20 protein-coding genes, 1 tRNA gene and 2 pseudogenes are annotated in these 17,436 nt (G+C 60.4%); 12 read left to right on the top strand and 11 right to left on the bottom strand.

All coding sequences use genetic code 11. The features are described from left to right. Nucleotides 1-4: 4 nt before the first annotated feature. Complete coding sequence (locus tag C0V78_RS05060) at nt 5-685, bottom strand: GcrA family cell cycle regulator (protein WP_101796718.1); 681 nt, start codon at nt 683-685, stop codon at nt 5-7. Between the two features lie 79 nt (nt 686-764). Between C0V78_RS05060 and C0V78_RS05055 the strand changes: the two genes are divergently transcribed. Then, nucleotides 765-1,634, top strand: a complete 870-nt coding sequence (locus C0V78_RS05055) for an ABC transporter permease (protein WP_101796717.1) — start codon at nt 765-767, stop codon at nt 1,632-1,634. A 423-nt stretch (nt 1,635-2,057) separates the two neighbouring features. On the opposite strand, the gene hspQ is transcribed toward C0V78_RS05055, so the two are convergent. Continuing rightward, nucleotides 2,058-2,438 carry a heat shock protein HspQ gene (gene hspQ, locus C0V78_RS05050; RefSeq protein WP_101798206.1) on the bottom strand — a complete coding sequence of 127 codons (381 nt, stop codon included), beginning with the start codon at nt 2,436-2,438 and terminating at the stop codon, nt 2,058-2,060. Nucleotides 2,439-2,601: 163 nt separating this feature from the next. Between hspQ and C0V78_RS05045 the strand changes: the two genes are divergently transcribed. Next, nucleotides 2,602-2,691 (top strand) — tRNA-Ser (locus C0V78_RS05045). Between the two features lie 275 nt (nt 2,692-2,966). Here C0V78_RS05045 and C0V78_RS05040 read toward each other — a convergent pair. The 4 genes and pseudogenes from C0V78_RS05040 to C0V78_RS05025 all read right to left on the bottom strand — a co-directional run. Then, a complete protein-coding gene (locus tag C0V78_RS05040; RefSeq protein WP_101796716.1) occupies nt 2,967-3,344 on the bottom strand; it encodes a hypothetical protein in 378 nt (125 codons plus the stop codon). A 4-nt stretch (nt 3,345-3,348) separates the two neighbouring features. Beyond that, nucleotides 3,349-4,092, bottom strand: a complete 744-nt coding sequence (locus C0V78_RS05035) for a hypothetical protein (RefSeq protein ID WP_173843338.1) — start codon at nt 4,090-4,092, stop codon at nt 3,349-3,351. Nucleotides 4,093-4,302: 210 nt separating this feature from the next. Next, nucleotides 4,303-4,779, bottom strand: a complete 477-nt coding sequence (locus tag C0V78_RS05030) for a YbjN domain-containing protein (protein WP_101796714.1) — start codon at nt 4,777-4,779, stop codon at nt 4,303-4,305. Nucleotides 4,780-5,276: 497 nt separating this feature from the next. Further along, nucleotides 5,277-5,998 (bottom strand): annotated as a pseudogene (locus tag C0V78_RS05025) (transposase); the annotation flags it as partial. Between the two features lie 62 nt (nt 5,999-6,060). Here C0V78_RS05025 and C0V78_RS05020 point away from each other — a divergent pair. Beyond that, the gene (locus C0V78_RS05020) at nt 6,061-6,432 is read left to right on the top strand and encodes a hypothetical protein (RefSeq protein WP_144039837.1); all 372 of its coding nucleotides are present in this window, start codon (nt 6,061-6,063) and stop codon (nt 6,430-6,432) included. A gap of 295 nt (nt 6,433-6,727) precedes the next feature. On the opposite strand, the gene C0V78_RS15230 is transcribed toward C0V78_RS05020, so the two are convergent. Then, entirely contained in the window at nt 6,728-7,912 is a 1,185-nt protein-coding gene (locus tag C0V78_RS15230; RefSeq protein ID WP_158241468.1) for a hypothetical protein, read from the bottom strand. Here C0V78_RS15230 and C0V78_RS14865 point away from each other — a divergent pair. The 8 genes from C0V78_RS14865 to C0V78_RS04960 all read left to right on the top strand — a co-directional run bounded on the left by C0V78_RS14865 (nt 7,899) and on the right by C0V78_RS04960 (nt 14,153). After that, nucleotides 7,899-8,060: a hypothetical protein gene (locus C0V78_RS14865; protein WP_158241467.1), complete on the top strand. Its 162-nt coding sequence runs from the start codon at nt 7,899-7,901 to the stop codon at nt 8,058-8,060. The two genes, C0V78_RS15230 and C0V78_RS14865, sit on opposite strands and share 14 nt — an antisense overlap. 255 nt (nt 8,061-8,315) lie before the next feature. Beyond that, entirely contained in the window at nt 8,316-8,822 is a 507-nt protein-coding gene (locus C0V78_RS14860) for a hypothetical protein (protein WP_158241466.1), read from the top strand. 36 nt (nt 8,823-8,858) lie between these two features. Next, nucleotides 8,859-9,044, top strand: coding sequence for a hypothetical protein (locus tag C0V78_RS04990; RefSeq protein WP_101796709.1), 186 nt, complete (start codon nt 8,859-8,861; stop codon nt 9,042-9,044). 6 nt (nt 9,045-9,050) lie between these two features. Then, the gene (locus tag C0V78_RS14740) at nt 9,051-9,434 is read left to right on the top strand and encodes a hypothetical protein (protein WP_144039836.1); all 384 of its coding nucleotides are present in this window, start codon (nt 9,051-9,053) and stop codon (nt 9,432-9,434) included. 285 nt (nt 9,435-9,719) lie between these two features. Next, nucleotides 9,720-9,998, top strand: a complete 279-nt coding sequence (locus C0V78_RS14735; protein WP_216822157.1) for a hypothetical protein — start codon at nt 9,720-9,722, stop codon at nt 9,996-9,998. Between the two features lie 6 nt (nt 9,999-10,004). Beyond that, the gene (locus tag C0V78_RS15225) at nt 10,005-10,136 is read left to right on the top strand and encodes a hypothetical protein (RefSeq protein WP_256385666.1); all 132 of its coding nucleotides are present in this window, start codon (nt 10,005-10,007) and stop codon (nt 10,134-10,136) included. Next, entirely contained in the window at nt 10,133-12,787 is a 2,655-nt protein-coding gene (locus C0V78_RS15220; RefSeq protein ID WP_158241465.1) for an autotransporter outer membrane beta-barrel domain-containing protein, read from the top strand. The genes C0V78_RS15225 and C0V78_RS15220 overlap by 4 nt, the downstream gene beginning before the upstream one ends. Nucleotides 12,788-12,896: 109 nt before the next feature. Next, complete coding sequence (locus C0V78_RS04960; protein ID WP_101796706.1) at nt 12,897-14,153, top strand: bifunctional 2-polyprenyl-6-hydroxyphenol methylase/3-demethylubiquinol 3-O-methyltransferase UbiG; 1,257 nt, start codon at nt 12,897-12,899, stop codon at nt 14,151-14,153. 28 nt (nt 14,154-14,181) lie between these two features. Here C0V78_RS04960 and C0V78_RS04955 read toward each other — a convergent pair whose 3' ends face one another. Beyond that, complete coding sequence (locus tag C0V78_RS04955; protein WP_216822156.1) at nt 14,182-15,111, bottom strand: sulfotransferase; 930 nt, start codon at nt 15,109-15,111, stop codon at nt 14,182-14,184. On the opposite strand from C0V78_RS04955, the pseudogene C0V78_RS04950 reads away from it, so the two are divergent. Continuing rightward, nucleotides 15,111-15,236 (top strand): annotated as a pseudogene (locus C0V78_RS04950) (transposase); the annotation flags it as partial. The gene C0V78_RS04955 and the pseudogene C0V78_RS04950 sit on opposite strands and share 1 nt — an antisense overlap. Before the next feature lie 438 nt (nt 15,237-15,674). Here C0V78_RS04950 and C0V78_RS04945 read toward each other — a convergent pair. From C0V78_RS04945 to C0V78_RS04935, 3 genes are all read right to left on the bottom strand, one after another. Next, the gene (locus C0V78_RS04945; protein WP_101796704.1) at nt 15,675-16,052 is read right to left on the bottom strand and encodes a cytochrome c family protein; all 378 of its coding nucleotides are present in this window, start codon (nt 16,050-16,052) and stop codon (nt 15,675-15,677) included. A gap of 119 nt (nt 16,053-16,171) precedes the next feature. Then, complete coding sequence (locus tag C0V78_RS04940) at nt 16,172-16,897, bottom strand: cytochrome b/b6 domain-containing protein (protein ID WP_101796703.1); 726 nt, start codon at nt 16,895-16,897, stop codon at nt 16,172-16,174. After that, nucleotides 16,897-17,355 (bottom strand): cytochrome c, encoded by a 459-nt coding sequence (locus tag C0V78_RS04935; RefSeq protein WP_101796702.1) that lies wholly within the window; start codon nt 17,353-17,355, stop codon nt 16,897-16,899. The genes C0V78_RS04940 and C0V78_RS04935 overlap by 1 nt, the downstream gene beginning before the upstream one ends. Between the last annotated feature and the right edge of the window lie 81 nt (nt 17,356-17,436).

Genomic DNA, 17,436 nt, shown 5'->3' with positions numbered 1-17,436 from the left:
TAGATCAGCGGACGCGCGGACCGCCGAAGGGCAGCGGCGGCGGCGGGCGGCGATGGCCGCGCGGCAGCTGTGCCTGATAGGCCCGGCCGCAGTGTTCCACGCAATAGGGGAAGCCCGGGTTCACCTTTTCGCCGCAGAAGTGGAAGTCCGGCTCACCCGGATGGCCCATCGGCCAGCGGCAGATGCGATCGTTGAGATCGAGCAGGCTGGTCTTGTCCGCCACTTCCGCGCTGGGCTTGGCAGGCACCAGGCGGCGCGGCGGTGCCGGCGGGATCGGGGCCTGCTGGTCGCCCGGGCCCTGGCGCAGGAAGCCGCCGGGGCCGACCGAAACGATGCGCGGCTGGTTCGCAGCGGGGGCAGCGCCCGGAACCGGCTGTGCCGGGGCCGCAGCGCGCGGTGCAGGAGCGGCAGCCGGGGCAGGGCGCGGTGCCGGCTCGGCGGCAGGCTTTGCCGCCTTCGGTTCGGCGGGGGGCTTGGGTTGCTTGGGGGCGGCAGCCTTGGGTGCGGCTTCCTCGCCCTCGGCGGCCTTGACCGGAGAGGGGCGCGCCTTCAGCCCCAGGCGATGGGCCTTGCCGATCACCGCGTTGCGGGAAACGCCGCCGAGTTCATCGGCGATCTGGCTGGCAGTTGCGCCGCCTTCCCACATCTTGGTCAGCTTTTCGATGCGTTCGTCGGTCCAGCTCATCGCAAATCCTGTTCATGGCCGGGATGGCCGGAATTCCGGTCCCTTGCCTAAATGCTGGCCAGCCGATAGTCGCCCAGGCATGGCCGATCAACCCACAAGTCATCCCGATGGCACCGTCAGCCGGCACAGGCAGTTCCCTGCCCAGGGCGAACCCGTCATCCATCGCGTCAACAAGTTGGGGCTTTGGACGCTCTATATCAAGGAAGTGCGCCGGTTTATCAAGGTGCAGACCCAGACGATCTGGGCACCGGCGATCACCACCCTGCTGCAACTGGTGATTTTCACCGTGGCGCTGGGGCGGGAAGGGCGCGAAGTGCTGGGCGTTTCCTTCGCCACCTTCGTTGCGCCGGGCCTGATCGTGATGGGCATGATGAACAATGCCTTCGCCAATTCCAGCTTCAACTTCCTGTCGGGCAAGATGCAGGGAACGATCGTCGATTACCTGATGCCGCCGCTCTCGGAAGTGGAACTGATGCTCGCGCTGATCGGCGCGGCGGTGACGCGCGCGGTGCTGGTCGGCCTCGCGCTGGCCGGGGCAATGTGGCTCTATCCGGGCGTGCACATGGCCGCGCCGCATCCCTGGGCGATCGTCTGGTTCGGCCTGATGGGCTCGATGCTGCTGTCCTTCGTCGGCCTGCTTACCTCGATGTGGGCGGAAAAGTTCGATCACAACGCGGCGATCACCAATTTCATCATCATGCCGCTGACGATGCTTTCGGGCACGTTCTACGTGATCGATAACCTCGCGCCGGCCTTCCAGGCGATCAGCCGGGCGAACCCGATCTTCTACGTGATCTCCGGCTTCCGCTTCGGCTTCCTGGGCCAGAGCGATATCGGCAGCACCAACGAGGCGGTGCTGCACGGCGCCATCGCGCTGGGCTTCCTCAACCTGGTACTGGGTGGCATCACCTTCACGCTGCTGCGGCGCGGGTGGAAGCTGAAGAGCTGAGGGGCTGCGCTAGTCGATCGGCACGGCCTTGGAGAAACTGCATCCGGGCCGAAGCCAGATCGTGCCGCCAAAACCCGATCCGGCGGCATCAATGCGCTGGAGCTGATTGTCGGGGTAACCCGCAGCGTCAGCGTGCCAGAGCCGCCCTGGCTGGCGATGTCCGCCCATGAACCGGTAATCACGCTGCCCTTGCGCGTCCCGCGGAAGATGTTGGTCCAACTGGTGCCGTTGTCCGCGCTCTTGCCGATCCACCAGACCGCCGACCCCACCTGGCGGACCTGATAGGTCCCCTGGTCGTTGGCCTTGAACGTGCCGTCGAGCGTCGATGCCGGCTTGCACGAAGATGCCTGAGCCGTTTCGGGAAGCAGGGCGAGGGCGGTTGCAAGGATCGTGATGCGCGCCGTCATTGCCCCTCCTTGAGTTTCAGTGCGTCAGCCGCGCGCGCAGGCGGTAACGGCCTTCGGCAAAATCCTCGAACAGTTCGGCAACCGATGGGTGCTCCACCGGCCCGCCTTCGCTGTCAGCCACAAGGTTCTGCTGGCTGACATAGGCGATGTAGCTCGAATCGCCGTTTTCGGCGAGCAGGTGATAGAACGGCTGTTCCCGCGTCGGGCGCACTTCCTGCGGGATCGATTCGTACCATTCCTCACTGTTTGCGAAGACCGGATCGATATCGAACACCACGCCGCGAAAATCGTAAAGCTTGTGCCGCACGACATCGCCGATGGCGAAACGCGCCCGGGAATGGCGGGGAGCGTCGACAAGGCGGCCAGCTTGCGGGGAGTAGAAATGGGCGCGTTCGATGCGGTTCATGCATCCAATATATTGTTGTGCGCCTGCGAAACAAGCACGGCGGCCCCCTCATCCCCAATTTCGGCAAATGAAGGGCTTGGCAAGCGCCACGCCTTCGGCTAACCGCGCCACTCTTCGACCGGGAGGCCAAGCGGCCGCCCGCAGGCGATCTCGCGGAGAGGTGGCAGAGTGGTCGAATGCGCCGCACTCGAAATGCGGTTTACGGGCAACCGTAACGTGGGTTCGAATCCCACCCTCTCCGCCATTATCCCCTTGCGAAACAATATCATGCCTCTCTACGAGGCCAAGAATCCTACGTTTCTGTGCCGTTTTGCGGATTTCGACCGTACCTCAGAGACTGCTGAAAACGCCAAAATCGGTCTCTGACGGGCTTTTGTCTCTTTTCACCTGGACCTCGCTGAAAAAGGTACGGTCTCAGAAAATGGCGGATTTGCGAGGTTTTTGATCCGTACCGCAACCGTACCTTTTGTTTCGGATTGCGGTGGGCGAGATTACTGAAAACGGCGGTACGGCCTCCCGTCAGGTTATGGTTTGCACAATCAGCAAAGCCAGCACAATCAGGGTGATCCAAGGCCAAGGCGTTGCCCAGGGTGACCGCACCTTCAACTGCTCAAGCTGGGCAATCGCCATCTGAACGCTGGCCTGCTGAAAGTGCAGGTCCTTGAGGGCCGCCTTCATTACGTCGCTCTCGATGTAGGTCGAGGCGTCGTCGGCCAACAACTCGACCTCCTCAAGCAACCGAAGCACCTCCCGCAGTCGAGGAACTGCGCTCGGATCAGGTGTGCCGAGCATGGCCATCGCTTCTTGATGTTTGTTCTTGGCGAGCGTCAGCATCTGGCTGATATGTTCGACGGCAGCGTCAGGCAGCTCTGGATCAGTTGAGTTGTCACCCGCCATCGGCTCAATTCACCACCAATTCCGGCAAGTGCCGATCCGTCTCAAGCTTGAGCGCCACAGCCCACAGCGGCGTCTTGGTATAGATCCGCTCTCGCTCGAGCCCATCGCCGACGGTATGCTCCTGCAGCAGTCCCAGCCACACCAAGGGGCGTAGGACGTGGATATAGAATGCGGATTTTGTCCGGGAATGGGCAATGCCGGCGCGGTCTTTGCTGCTGCCATAAAGAACCTGGCACAGATGATCGTCGCTGCACCCACCATGGGCTTCAACGTTGATCACGTTAAAGAAGATATCCCAGTTGCCGAACACGGTGTCCCCGAAGCGGGTATGCTGGCTGTGGTCGTAGTTGTGCAGCAAGCGCTCAGCCAGAACGGCCAGAACAACACCGGGCCGGTGCCTGACCTTGGTTCCCCACTTCGATATCTGCATGGCGCCTTTGTAATGGCGTGCCAGTTTCAGCCCTACGAGGAGATCGTGCAGTACGACCAAGGGCGGGAAATCGGCCTCGTTGAGAACCTTGTTCATGGAATAGAGGTCCGCGGCAGTGTACTTTGGCCAAGCAAACGCCTCGGCTGCCCATTCCACAAAATAGCGCTTTAGAGCCTTAGATGGCGTCAGTTCAATGGGGCCACTGGTATCCATGTATTCGAGGGTCAGAAGCGCGGCCCGCAACAGCGGTGAGTTATCTATTGCAAGCTGGTCTTCTTCCGGGGGGATTAGGGAAATCATTGATGCGGTTTGCCGCATTTGGCCATAAAGACCAACCCCTGCGGCTGGGTGTCACTTGCGTCAGATCACCCAGCGCCAAACACCATCGCCGCCTGCTCCGCCCATGGTAGGTCGGCCGCGATAATCATCTCCTTGAGCGAGATCGCGGGCGCGGCGTACTGGATCAGCAGCTTTTCCAGCACAACTGGGGATAGGCAACCGAAATCGACCGCGTTAGAGCGCCGTGCATCAGTGTATTGCGCGGCCTTCTGACGGCTCTGCCTTGGATAGGGGAAGGTCTAGGGTTTCAACGCCAAGCAGATCTTCGGTATCCTCATGCTCCACAGCTCGATGAAAAAGCTCTGAGAAGAGCCTTGCTATTCGCAGAAGCTGCGAACGGATTACACCATCCCGATAATACATCATGTAGAAACCGTAAAATCGCTGCCGGTCTTCCGTCACGCTGAATTGAAGTAGGATGATGCTGTCATTACACTCGTTCACGAACCGGAGAAGCCTATCCTCCGGAGTATCGATTGCCACCGGCCAATAGGAATAGAAGCGCAAAAACTTCCGATCTTCGTCGATAGATATCCAAAAATTGAAAGGCGAAGCAGTGACGTAAATGCAGCCTCCATCTTCGACGGAGTGATCGATGGCGGCGTCTTCAAGAAGAGAGCTGAGGGTGGCCAACGAGACCTCGGATTCTGGTATTATTGCGCTCATATAGGGGCTTGCCTTTCTCGAGCTTAGCACTGAATAGTAGCCCTCTTTAGACCTTTCTGCGACAAATTCGGTCGCTTTTGCTCGATAATGTGTCCTACCTCGAGCGTGCCTCTTTTAAAAAAGACCGCCTTCTTCATTTTGGGTGCTGGGCCCTGATCATAGAGCCCGGTCACCTCAACTGTCCTTTGAGTGGACCGTCAATCGTAGCAATACATAAACCCGTCACGGGTCAGCTGTAGGGCAAAAGGCCTGTTATCAATCATTCCAATATCAAGCATTTTTGCCAATTTTGTGTCTTCGCCGTCAATTGAGAGCCCAAGCACATCTACGGTCACGTCATGCCATCCGAGCTTATCGAAAGCATATCGCGACAAATTGTCCCAAATTTCATGATAAGCGACACCTAGCTTACTATCATCAGTCTTGGGCGGTTCGCAGTTAGGGTTGTCGTATAGGGCACGAAGAAACATCGTGAACGTCTCTTCTGTAGGGCGGCTTTCCCTGCTGGCCTCGTCGATGATCGCCAGGATGCGGAACTTGCGACCATCGTGCGTGCGTCCCTCGACAAAGTCGTAGGACCACACGTGACCCGGATACTCCGGTCGCAGACGGATACACGATCCGTCGTTCAGCCAGAGCCTTCCACGCTTCGGTTGCTTCTGTGGCACCTTGAGCCCCTCGAGCTTCCAGATCCGCTCGACCCGCTTGAAGCTCACATGCCAACCTGCCTCGCGCAGCAAAGCCGTCACCCGGCGATAGCCGTAGCGACCGTATTGTCTGGCGAGCGCGATGATGTCCTCGGTCAGGGCGGCTTCGTCATCTGCCCCACGCGGTATCTTGCGCTGTGTCGATCGGTGTTGCCCGAGCACGCGGCACACCCGCCGCTCGGACACCAGCATCATTCCCCTGATATGATCGATACAGCGCCGTCGGCGCGCGGGGCTCAGAAGTTTCCCTTTGCCGCCTCCTGCAGGATCAGCTTGTCCAGCGTCAGGTCGGATACCGCACGGCGCAACCGCTGGTTCTCTTTCTCCAGATCCTTCATCCGCCGGGCCTGGTCCATCTTCAGGCCGCCATACTCCTTGCGCCAGCGGTAGTAGCTCTGCTCCGTAACGCCGATCCGGCGGCACGCATCGGCAACCGTCCCGCCCTGCGCCAGCACGATCTCCGCCTCACGCAGCTTGCCAATGATCTCCTCGGGCTTGTGCTTCCTCGCCATTCCATTCCTCCTTCGTGGTCCAGACTATGATTGTCGATGGACCACCCAGAAGGGGGCAGATCATGGGGCTCGGCATGGAGGCGCGGATTGTTGTGTCCACGGCCATTGCGCTTGGAGCCCCTGTCGGGATTTACCTGGCGGCACGAGCGATGAGGCTTAGCCCAAGGCTCGCGGGCTTGAGTGCCATGCAACTGCTCTGGCTCTCGCTTGGCTGCGCAGCCGGCAATGCCTTGCTCTACAATGCTGCTGTGGCGATGGTCGGTCCGTATCACAGAGCTGAGAACTTTGCCCTCGAGATATTTCCGGGCGACGTGCTTGGCACCTGGGCAATGATCCTGCTGGTCAAGTGGCTGCTGACCCTATCGGGACGTTTCCGCATCTCAACGTTTTTGGGCGAACAAGCTGGAATCTACCGTTTGCGTCAGCGAAACTAATTTCGATATCGAATTTATTTGCGCCGCTTCGAGAGTCTCCCTATTCCTGCAAAAATTTTGCATGAGGGCTGTTATGAAAGTGGCAAACAACGCAGGTGGAATCAAGGTATTGGCTCCGAAATCTGCCCCATCTTCTCAGTCCCATTTGAATACGACCTCTGCTGCGGCTCTGGCGGCGGCCTTGCTGGCGGGCACACTTGCCGCACCTGGTGACGCCTCGGCCCAAGTTTTTTCATGCACGTCCTCGCCCTGCACGGTGTCTGGCAACGCGCAGGGCCAGGCTGGAGCAGCAGGGCTAAACGGCGGCAATGGTGGCGCTGGTCAAGCCGGCGAAGATGGCCAAGATGGCGTTGCTGGTCAGGATGGTCAGGCCGGGGTTTCTGGAGATGGTGGCTCGATCGGTGGCTTCAACGGTGCTGACGGAGCAGATGGTGCCGATGGTCTTGATGGCGCCAACGGTCGAAATGGCGTTAGCGGCGGTAATGGTGCCGAAGGGGCTGCTGGCCAAAACGCCGGTGCCGGTCAGGTGGCAGTTACGGCGAGCAATGCTCAGGTAGCGGTCGGTGCTGGAGTAACGGTCCGCGGCGGTGATGGCGGTGCGGCTGGCAACGGTGGTAATGGCGGCGCTGGTGGAGCCGGCGGGGATGGCGGTAACGGCGGCGCTGGTGGGCTCGGGGGATCGGGTGGTGACGGCGGCAGTGGTGCTGATGGCACGAGCTACAGCTATGGTTATGGCTACACCAGCGGCGGGAATGGCGGCGCTGGCGGCAATGGCGGCAACGGTGGTTTGGGGGGCAACGGCGGGTTTGGCGGAATCGGTGGCGCTGGTGCCAATGGCGGTGCTGGTGGCTCTGCTGGTGTCGGTGGTGCCGGTATTTCTGGTAACAGCATTAGTCTCAGAAACGCTGGCACAATCATAGGCGGCAATGGCGGCGCAGCTGGTATTGCGGGTGTCGCGGGCGTAGCAGGCACGAATGGCATTGCCGGCGTTGACGGTAGACTTGGTGCCGATGGCAATGCCGGTAATGGCGGTAATGGTGGCAATGGCGCGGCAGGTGTCATTGCGGGCGATGCTGGCGGCAATGGTGGTGCTGGCGGCGCCGGTGGTATTGCCTTCGGCACCGGTAATGCTGGTAACGGCGGCTTTGGCGGTAATGGCGGTACCGGCGCCTACGGGGCTAATGGGTACAGCGGATCGTTTCCCGGTGAAGACGGTGTCAGTGGTGGCGCTGGCGGCGCGGGCGGCAACGGCGGCGCCGGTGGTGCTGGCGGTGTTGCTCTGGGATCGGGATCCAATGGTGTCGATGGCGACGGCGGTAATGGCGGTGCTGGAGGTATCGGCGGCACTGGTGGCGATGGTGCCGCTGGCGCCGATGGAGTTTTGCCTGGCCAAGATGGCGGCAATGGTGGGTTTGGCGGTCTTGGTGGTCGCGGTGGTGTAGCCGGCCTTGGCGGCGCTGCCGGTGGTGCCTTGGGTCAAGCAGGTGCGGACGGCATCGATGGCGATGGCGGCGCAGGCGGTAATGGCGGCGATGGCGGTGCTGGTGCTGACGGCGCTGCCGGTACCGTGCTTAATCCTGATGGCGGTGACGGCGGTAACGGCGGTTCTAATGGCCGCGGTGGTCTAGGAGGTGTAGCTGGCGGCGCATTTGGTACTGCAGGCGCTAGTGGCCTTGACGGCAACGGTGGTGCTGGCGGCAATGGTGGTGATGGTTTCTCGTCTCCAATACCGGGCGCAGATGGTGGCAATGGTGGTTCTGGTGGCAACGGTGGTAGCGCTGGCGGTACCGGCGATGCTGGCGCTGGCGGTTTCGGCGGGATAGGTGGTAACGGTGCTGCCGGTGTAAATGGCCTCAGCGGCTATGCTGGTTATAGCGGCTCTGATGGCGGTGCCGGCGGCAATGGCGGCAATGGCGGCAATGGCGGTTATGGTGGCATTGCCTTTGGCATTGGTGCATCGGGAGCCGACGGGGCTGGCGGTGACGGTGGCTTCGGCGGCGCTGGCGGCAATGGCGGTGACGGTGCTGACGGCGACGCCGTTAATCCGGATGGCGGCGACGGGGGCGCTGGTGGTGCTGGTGGTTTGGCTGGTCGTGGGGGAGCCGGTGCCGGATTTGCACCTGCTGGCTCCGACGGTTTTGACGGCGACGGTGGTAACGGCGGTAACGGTGGGGACGGTTTCTCACCGACGACACCTGGTGAAGCGGGTGGTAACGGCGGCAACGGCGGTGCTGGTGGTGTTTCTTTTGGAGCGGCAAGCGGCGGCTTCGGCGGCAATGCTGGTAACGGCGGTAACGGCGCGGATGGTGCTGCTGGCGCCGATGGAAGCTTGCCTGGCGAAGCTGGCGGTGATGGTCAGGACGGCGGCAATGGCGGCAACGGCGGTGTAGGCGGCGCTGGCGGTCTTGCACTTGGCACCGGAGTGAATGGTGCCGCAGGTGGCGATGGCCGCGGTGGTAATGGTGGCGATGCTGGCGTCGGCGGGAATGGCGCCGATGGTGCTGCTGGTTCCGATGGAATTTTACCTGGCGAAGCTGGTGGTGACGGTCAGAACGGCGGCAACGGCGGCAACGGCGGTGTCGGTGGCCGCGGCGGTCTTGGTGGCAGCATAAACGCCGGTGACGGATCTGATGGCGGCGATGGTCGCGGTGGTAATGGCGGCAACGCGGGTGCGGGTGGCAATGGCGCTGATGGTGCTGCTGGTGCCGATGGAATCTTGCCTGGCGAAGCTGGCACTGACGGTCAGGCTGGTGGCAACGGCGGCAACGGCGGTGTCGGTGGTCTTGGCGGCTTGGGCGGTAGCGTCAGAGCCGGTGATGGTGCCGCAGGCGGAGATGGCGCTGGCGGCAATGGCGGCAATGGGGGTGTTGGTGGGCTTGGTGCCGATGGCGCTGATGGGGATAATGGCGTGTTGCCGGGCGAGGCCGGCGGCGATGGTCAGGCCGGTGGCAACGGAGGCAACGGTGGTGCTGCAGGTCTTGGAGGACTTGGCGGGAGCATAAATGCAGCCGCAGGTGCTGATGGTATCGTAGGAGCCGGCGGTGATGGCGGTAATGGCGGGGCCGGCGGCAATGGTGCCGATGGTGCCGATGGCACTGCGCTGAACCCTGACGGTCAGGACGGTGGTGACGCTGGAGACGGCGGCGTTGGCGGCCTAGGTGGGTCCGGCAGCATTTCTGGTGCTAATGGCACGATCGGCGCTGGTGGTAACGGCGGCAACGGTGGGGATGGTTTTTCGGCCACCGTAGCCGGTCAAGCCGGAGGCAATGGCGGCGATGGCGGTGCCGGTGGTTCCACGGGGAATGGCGGAGCTGGCGGTAACGGCGGCAGTGGTGCTGATGGGGATCAGTTTACCCTCGATGGCAGTGCTGGCGGGCGCGGCGGTAACGGCGGTGCCGGTGGGTTCATCTCAGGCAATGGCGGTGCCGGCGGCTTTGGCGGTAGCGGCGGCAATGGTGCAGACGGCGCAGCTGGGGCACCTGGTTTGTCTCCCGGAGCAGACGGTGCCGACGGCGGTGATGCCGGCAATGGCGGTGCTGGCGGTAGCGGCGGTTACGGAGGCATAGCACCTGGTGCGGGCTTCACTGGTGTTGATGGTGGCGGCGGCGATGGCGGCAATGGCGGCAATGGCGGCGACGGCGGCTTCGGTGCCGATGGTGATGCCGGTACTCCTGACGGTGGGAACGGTGGTGCCGGTGGCTTGAATGGCCTTGGCGGCGCAGGCGGCTCGGGGGCGGGTTCTGCGGTTTCTGGCACGAATGGCAACGACGGCAATGCTGGTAATGGCGGCGATGGCGGTGATGGATACTCCGCCTCAGGAAGCTATGGAGCCGTTGGTGGTGCTGGTGGCTTTGGAGGGGCTGGCGCTGACGCTGCGGGCTTTGGTGACGCCGGGAATGGCGGTAACGGCGGCGCTGGTGGGGATGCTTATTCCTTCCGCGGCTCCGCGAATGCTGGCGCTGGTGGTTCAGGTGGAGTTGGCGGCGATGCGGCATATGGCAACGGCGGCAACGGCGGCGACGGCGGGAATGGTGGTGCCGCATCAGGTAATTATGCCTCCGCATTTGGTGGTGCAGGTGGTTCAGGTGGTGCAGGTGGTTTCGCTAACACAGGGCTAAGCGGAAACGCTGGTAATGGCGGCAGCGGGGGCAGCGCGAACGTCATTATTGGCTTTAATGACTACGCCGTTGGTGGCTATGGTGGCGATGGTGGTAATTCCGTCACTGGCTCCGCAGGCAATGGCGGCAGCGGCGGCAACGCAACAATTCAAGATGGCTCCGCAGGCATCGCCATTGGTGGTAGTGGTGGCGACGGCGGAGACTCGACCAACGGATCAGGTGGTTTGGGGGGCGCTGGTGGTACGGCTACCAATGCGAATATCGCCGGGACGGCTCTTGGAGGTGTGGGTGGTGCCGGCGGAACCGGAGGAACCTTCGGAGGTGCTGGTGGTTTAGGCGGAAATGCTACATCAACTGGCACCAATTCCGTTACAACAGGCGGCAATGGCGGTGCTGGGGGCGATGGAACCACGTCCGGCGGCGCTGGCGGCGACGGTGGTAATGCAAGTTCCAGCGGCAATAGCAGTTCTGCAACTGGTGGCGATGGCGGAAACGGCGGCCTTCCGGATGGTTCGGGCGGTGATGGCGGAACGGCAACAGCCGACGGTTCTGGCTCGACCGCGACGGACGGATCACCCGGCATCGCGCGATTTGCATTCTTCGCTCCGTTTAACCTCGTGGCTGCCTATGCTGGCGACGGCGGCAACGGTGGCGATGGTGGCAGCAACGGTCTGGGCGGAGCTGGCGGCGTCGGCGGCGTTGGCGGACTAGGCGGCGCTGGCGGGCTGGGTGCACTTGGCGGCTCAGCGGCTGATGGCGGTGCCGGCGTTCTGCTCTCTGGCAGTGGAAACACTGTCTTCAACGAGGGACAGATCATTGGCGGCAATGCCGGTGGCCCAACCAACAATGCTGGGGCCGGCATTCAGCTCCAGACCGGTGGTACAATCACCGAATTGGTGAACCTTGGCACGATCCGAGGAGGGGTTGGCCTCAACAGTTCTGGCATCCGCAATAGCGGTGGCAGCATCGACCGGCTCGTAAATGCTCAGGGCGGATCTACGCCGGCGCTTACTTACGTCGGCGATCTGGCGAGGAACTATGCCGTCGTGCTCAATGGTGCGACTTCATATGGCCAGCTGAATGTCCTGAGCAGCGCGAGCGCAACGAGCATGACATTTGGCATCGATACCCAATACAGTCAGGATTTCTCAACCCGACGTTATGCGAATGTGATCAACGGCGTTGCCGCGGCGAACATCACGAATGAGCGCACAGTTTTCAACGTCACGAATGGCGTGGTAGCTGCGTTGGATTACAACCAGAACGTTGCTTCGACAGCCTGGGATGCTCGCATCCTCAATTACGGTGTCGATATGGCTGTTCCGCAGCAAACAATTCTGGACAGCAATGCCTTTGTGCTTCGTTCCCAGATCAGGAATTATGATTGCAACCAGTTTGCGGACGGCGGCATCTGCTTCTCGTCCAGCGTCCGTTATCAGTCTTTGGGACAATCGGCTGCTGGTGTTGGGGATGATAGCAACACAGCCGTTGCAATGATGGTTGCCAAGCGGTTCGGAAGCAAATTACGCATTGGCGCATTTGTGGAGTTTGGCGCAGGACCTGACGACGTCACTGGGATTGATGTGACAAGTCGGCGTCCGATGTTCGGCGGCTTTGTTGGATACTCAGCACAGCCGAATGGCACCGGTCTGCAGGCACGCATTGCTGCAGCCTACAAGCGCGAAAATGCAACATTTACGCGGTCCAATATCTTGGGAAGTGCAACGACTGTATCTGCGCAGGGGGGCTTTGAAACCTTCGGGGTGATGGTCAATGCTGGCTGGGGCTTCAAGCTTGGTCAGTCGGCATTTGTTACGCCTTATGTGGGCCTTAACATCTCGAACGCGAGCCGCCGAGCTTACAGTGAAGGGGCGCAGCAAGCTGGTATACTCGATGCTCAGTTTAGCTATGATCGCTTCACGGCCAAGCAAACGTCGGGCGTTGCCGGCATCAGGCTGAATGGTACTTTCACGCCAACTCTAGCCTATCGTCTTGGCGCTGGGTTGGAGCATGACTTCTCCTATGATCTTGATCGTTTTACGCTGCGTGGAGATTTCGGGTCGTCATCCTATGCTAGCGGGATTAAGCCCCGCGAAACTCGCGTGAATGGTTCTGCTGGGCTGAGTGCGTTTGTAACTGAAAACAGCGCATTCACGCTGGATGGCTATGTCAGCCAGTACAACTACGGAAACCCGGCTGAGTACACGATCATGGTTGGCTTCAAAGTCGGCTTCTGATTGCGACACGAATAAAAACGGGCTCGGGAGAAATCCCGAGCCCTTTTATTTTTGGCTTCTCGCGCAAAGCCTTACATCTTTACCATCATGCTGTTCCTTAGGAGTGCAGATGAAAAGCAACCCGACCTCTGACATCGTGTCGCAGCAATACGCGCGGTGGATGTATCCGCAGCCGATTCTGGACATTTCCGTGTGGGCAGAAAACAACTGGCAGTGGTTCGATCCCAGCCACGCCCACCGCCTTTTCTGGCCAGACAGGGATTACAATCCCGAGCTTGATATCTTGGTAGCTGGGTGCGGGACCAACCAGGCAGCGATCATCGCCTTCAATAATCCGAAGTCCAAGGTTGTAGCGATCGATGTGAGCCAGCCATCTCTCGATCATCACGCCTATCTCAAAGCCAAACATTCCCTTGAGAACCTCGAGCTACACCAACTGCCCATTGAGGACGTGAAGCTGTTGGGGCAGGATTTTGATCTGATCATCTCGACGGGCGTTCTCCACCACCTAGCTTCCCCCGAAAAGGGCATGTCCGCATTGGCATCATGTCTGCGCCCTGACGGGGTCGCAGCAATCATGCTCTATGCTCGCTTCGGGAGAGGCGGCGTAGAAATGCTCCAGTCGGTGTTCCGGGAGATGGGGCTCGGGCAGAGCGAGCCCTCACTCGTCATGGTGAGAGAAGCGCTGAAGATATTGCCACAAGATCATCCGCTACGCAGCTATCTCTCGCTCGCTCCTGACTTACAGTACGACGCCGGGCTTGTTGACACTTTTCTTCATGGCCGGGATCGAAGCTATACCGTCAAGGATTGCCTTGAGCTTACGTCTTCAGCAGGCCTCGTATTCCAGGATCTGTTTCAAAAAACATCCTACTACCCGCCCCAAGGTCAACAGAGCGCATTTTACAATGCCGTCGCTGATCTGTCAGACATTGAGCAATGGTCGGTCATGGAGCGGATCAATCACCGCAACGCCTGCCACTTCTTCACAGCATGTCGTCCCGACCGTCCGGTGAAATCCTATGCCGTGGGCTTTGAGAGCGGCGACTACACCGGCTACATCCCGCATTATCGTTACCGTTGTGGCTTTAATGGCCAAGAAATCTACAAGCCCAATTGGAAGCGCGGCTTGGGTCCGGCGCAGGCAGCGGTGCTAAATTTAATTGATGGGAAGCGGTCGATTGCTGAAATCAGTCTGCAAGCGAGCGATGCCCTGCAGAAAGTTCCAGTAATTGCCGACACCACCCGCTTCATCAGGGATTTGTTCCGGTCTTTGTGGCAGACCGATTATCTTGCTTTCCAACTTCCAACCAAGCCATCATCGCGACCTAAACCTCGGCGACGGAAGAGTGGCGCTGCACAGTGACGTTACCTCGCATCTGGTGCGTTTAACTCTACGCTCGGCGCCAAAACATGTCATTTTGGAAGCGCTGAAATAGGTCGGGTGGAAGGATTGTGGGACGCTCAATCCATTCGACCTTTCGGCGAATTGTGTGCAGACCCTTGGCTCCCAGCTGAAGATCGAAATTGTCTGCTTCGTATTCGACATTATCGAAATCATGCTTGAACCGGGGCTGCCCGATGAAATCATAAAGTTGCGCTATCGACGCTTCTGGGTTTCGGCAAAGGTCATCATACTCGAGAAGCATAATGCGGCTAGATTCGGCACCATAGTAAGCTTCACGCAGCGCATCCAAGGCATAGCCCACGAGGCCGGAGCTTTTAGCAATGCTGTTCACTCTAGTGTAAACTGTGCTGCTCGCATCAAATCCAAATAGACCGGACAGTTCAAAGGCGTTCTGCCGTGCCAGCTTCTCAATCGAATCAATGATCCAACTGATTGAGCGAACGCAACATATGACGCGCGCTTCTGGGAAAAGTCTCGACAGCGCCGGAAGCTTGGTGCACCAAATCCTGTTCGTATCAAATATGACTTCTTTATGCGACATCTCGTTGTAATAGCTTGAGAATAGGCCTCGCAGAATGTTTTCGCGCTGCTGGTCTGAAATAAAGACAGCAGCTTCATTTTTCCTGCTCATCGATTCCTCAAGAGCTCGGTACATGGAGCCGACGGGACTGGTCATGCCAGCGTGGAAGCGAGGATTTTGAAGCAGGACTCCCGCCAGTAAGGTCGATCCCGAGCGCGGAAGGCCTGAGATAAAGTGGATTTGGTTTTGCATTTGCCTTGGACGTCCACGTATACAGCGCTCGAGACGTTGCCCGAATAGCACATCAAACGCAACGGCCCGGTCAAGTGCGGCGCGATTGCGTGCGGCGGACACTATAAATAGCTGAATATTGATTCTATTGAGACGGATTTTCACGTCAGACGATGGTGCAGAGGGAGTACAATCTGCTCTTCTGCTGGTTCGTCGGACTGACGATGGATGCGCCGATCTGGAATGTGACAGTCTTCACCAAGAACCGCGAGAGGCTGCTGGCCGGGGACAGACATTTCAAGATGGCTGATTTTCTCCAGTGTTGAGGACCTGTACGAATCCAACGTTTGCCAATCGCTCTGAGCGGGACTCGAACTCACATCTATTATCTCATAATCAATGGTTTAGTTTGCAGAGAGAGTTCGATTCCAGCCTCTCTCCCACCGCCACAAATTCTGCACATTCAGAGAGAGTTCCAGGCAGCCCGCGAAAGCGGCGCCTTTGCGCGCGGAATGGAAATTGTTGGTGCTCGCAGCCTTGACGTTGCCGTCAAATGCGGCCGAAAGCGGAATGCTCTTCGCGAATTCCCGCACATGGAGCAAATCCGAGGCCGCTGCTCGAAGCCGTTGCGGCCGATCAGTTCATTGGCGGAACGCTCTGATAGCTCGACTTGCCCAATATCGCTGAGTGCGACCCGGCCTGATGGGGCCGGGCCGGAGGAGGGCAGATCAGCGCTGGCGGGTGAGCCAGGCGATCAGCGCCTTGCGCTGGTTCGCATCGGCCACGGCCATGACCATCCTGGTGCCGGGCACGGTCTTGGCCGGGGCGGCAATGTACTTGTCGAGTGTGGCAGCGTTCCAGGTTAGCTTCGAGGCCTTCAGAGCCGGGGAATAGGCCTTGTAGGCGGTCGACGCCGCCTTGCGCCCGACGACGCCGCGCAGGTTCGGAGCGAGCGGGCCCGGAGCGCCGCCCGGGGTCAGCACGTGGCACGCCTTGCAGCGCATGTTGAACACCGTCTCGCCAGGATCTGCCGACTGTGCGGCCAGCGGAACGGCGGTGGCGCCAGCGAGAAGGGCGAGCGAGACAGCAGCAAGACGGATACGCATGGGGGACATCGACTCCAGGACAATTCGTTTTGTGAACCAATTGCGCAATTGGCCTGTCCACTAGCTGAACGGCGCGCATTGGCAAGTGTGCCAGCGCGCCAGACAGCCGGATTTTGCGGTTACATGTATTCCGACATGTCCGCCGGGGGCGGGGCGGTAAGCGCTTCCCAGCTGGTCGGCGCGCCCTTGGATATCCACCACGAGAAGGCGGCGGCAATGGCAAGGACGATCAGCGCCTTCCACAAGGGCGCGAGCACCGGGGCATCGACCGATTCCGGCAGGTCGCGCGATCCGGTGATCATCGGCGGGACAAGCCGGTCCTTCTTGACCAGCCCGTACCAGAGTACCGCAGCCACGTGAATCACGACGAAGGCGACGATCAGGTTGAACACCAGTTCGTGGCGTTCGCGCATGGCGTCTGCCGTCTCGTAGCTGACAAGATAGGCGAGCGGGCCGGATTCGATGCCGTCCGTATCCTGCGCGAACAGGCCGATGCCCACCTGGGCGGCAAGCAGCAGCAGCAGCAGCACCACGCTCCACCCGCCGGCGGGATTGTGGCCGGCATGGGGCTCGACCTCGCCACCACCGAAGGACTTGCGAAGGTAGGACGCGACCGCGCCCGGCCCCTTCACGAACTGCGAAAACCGCGCGTTGGAAGAGCCCACGAAGCCCCACAGGATGCGGAAGAGCACCAGCGCCAGGAAGACATAGCCCAGCGTCTTGTGCAGATCGACATCATGCTCCTCGCCCGTCCACCACATCAGCGGCAACAGGGCGACGAACGACCAGTGGACCAGCCGGATCGGCAGGTCCCATAGCCGGGTCTTGCGCAGCGCGGTTTCCATCAGTCCTTGGCCTTGAAGCTGTCATGGCAGCCTTTGCAGGTGGAGCCTACGCCGGGGATGGCGGCCTTCACCTGCGCCATGTTGCCGGACCTGGCGGCTGCGTTCATCTTGTTCGAGGCATCGACCAGCTTGGCGGTCCAGCCCTTGAAATCGGCCTGCTTCTGCCAGATTGCGGGCAGGGCAGAGGTCTTCACGCCGGCTTCGGGCCCGGTGCCCCTGGGGAAGTGGCCACCTACCTTCGAGGCTGCCTGCGCCAGGGCATTGGCATGACCGCGAACCGCATTGATATCTCCGGCCGGCTTGCGGACTTCATCGTTGATGCCCTTGAACGACTTGCCGATCAGCTTGAAGTTGGCCTGCCGCGCGGCAATCGTATCCTTGGGAGCGGCAACGACCGAAGCCGCGCCACCGAGGGCGATGGTGGCCGCAGCCACGGCGATGATCTTCCTGTAGGTCATGAAACCCTCCTAATTCGTTCGGCAGCCTGATGGCCCGGATGGGCGGTTTGAAACAATCAGTTTTTTGTAACTGACCGATAC

Origin of the sequence: Novosphingobium sp. TH158 (assembly GCF_002855555.1) — a bacterium.
GTDB lineage: Bacteria > Pseudomonadota > Alphaproteobacteria > Sphingomonadales > Sphingomonadaceae > Novosphingobium.
Note: the sequence above shows the minus strand (reverse complement) of the source record. Positions and strands in the feature narration are given on the sequence as shown.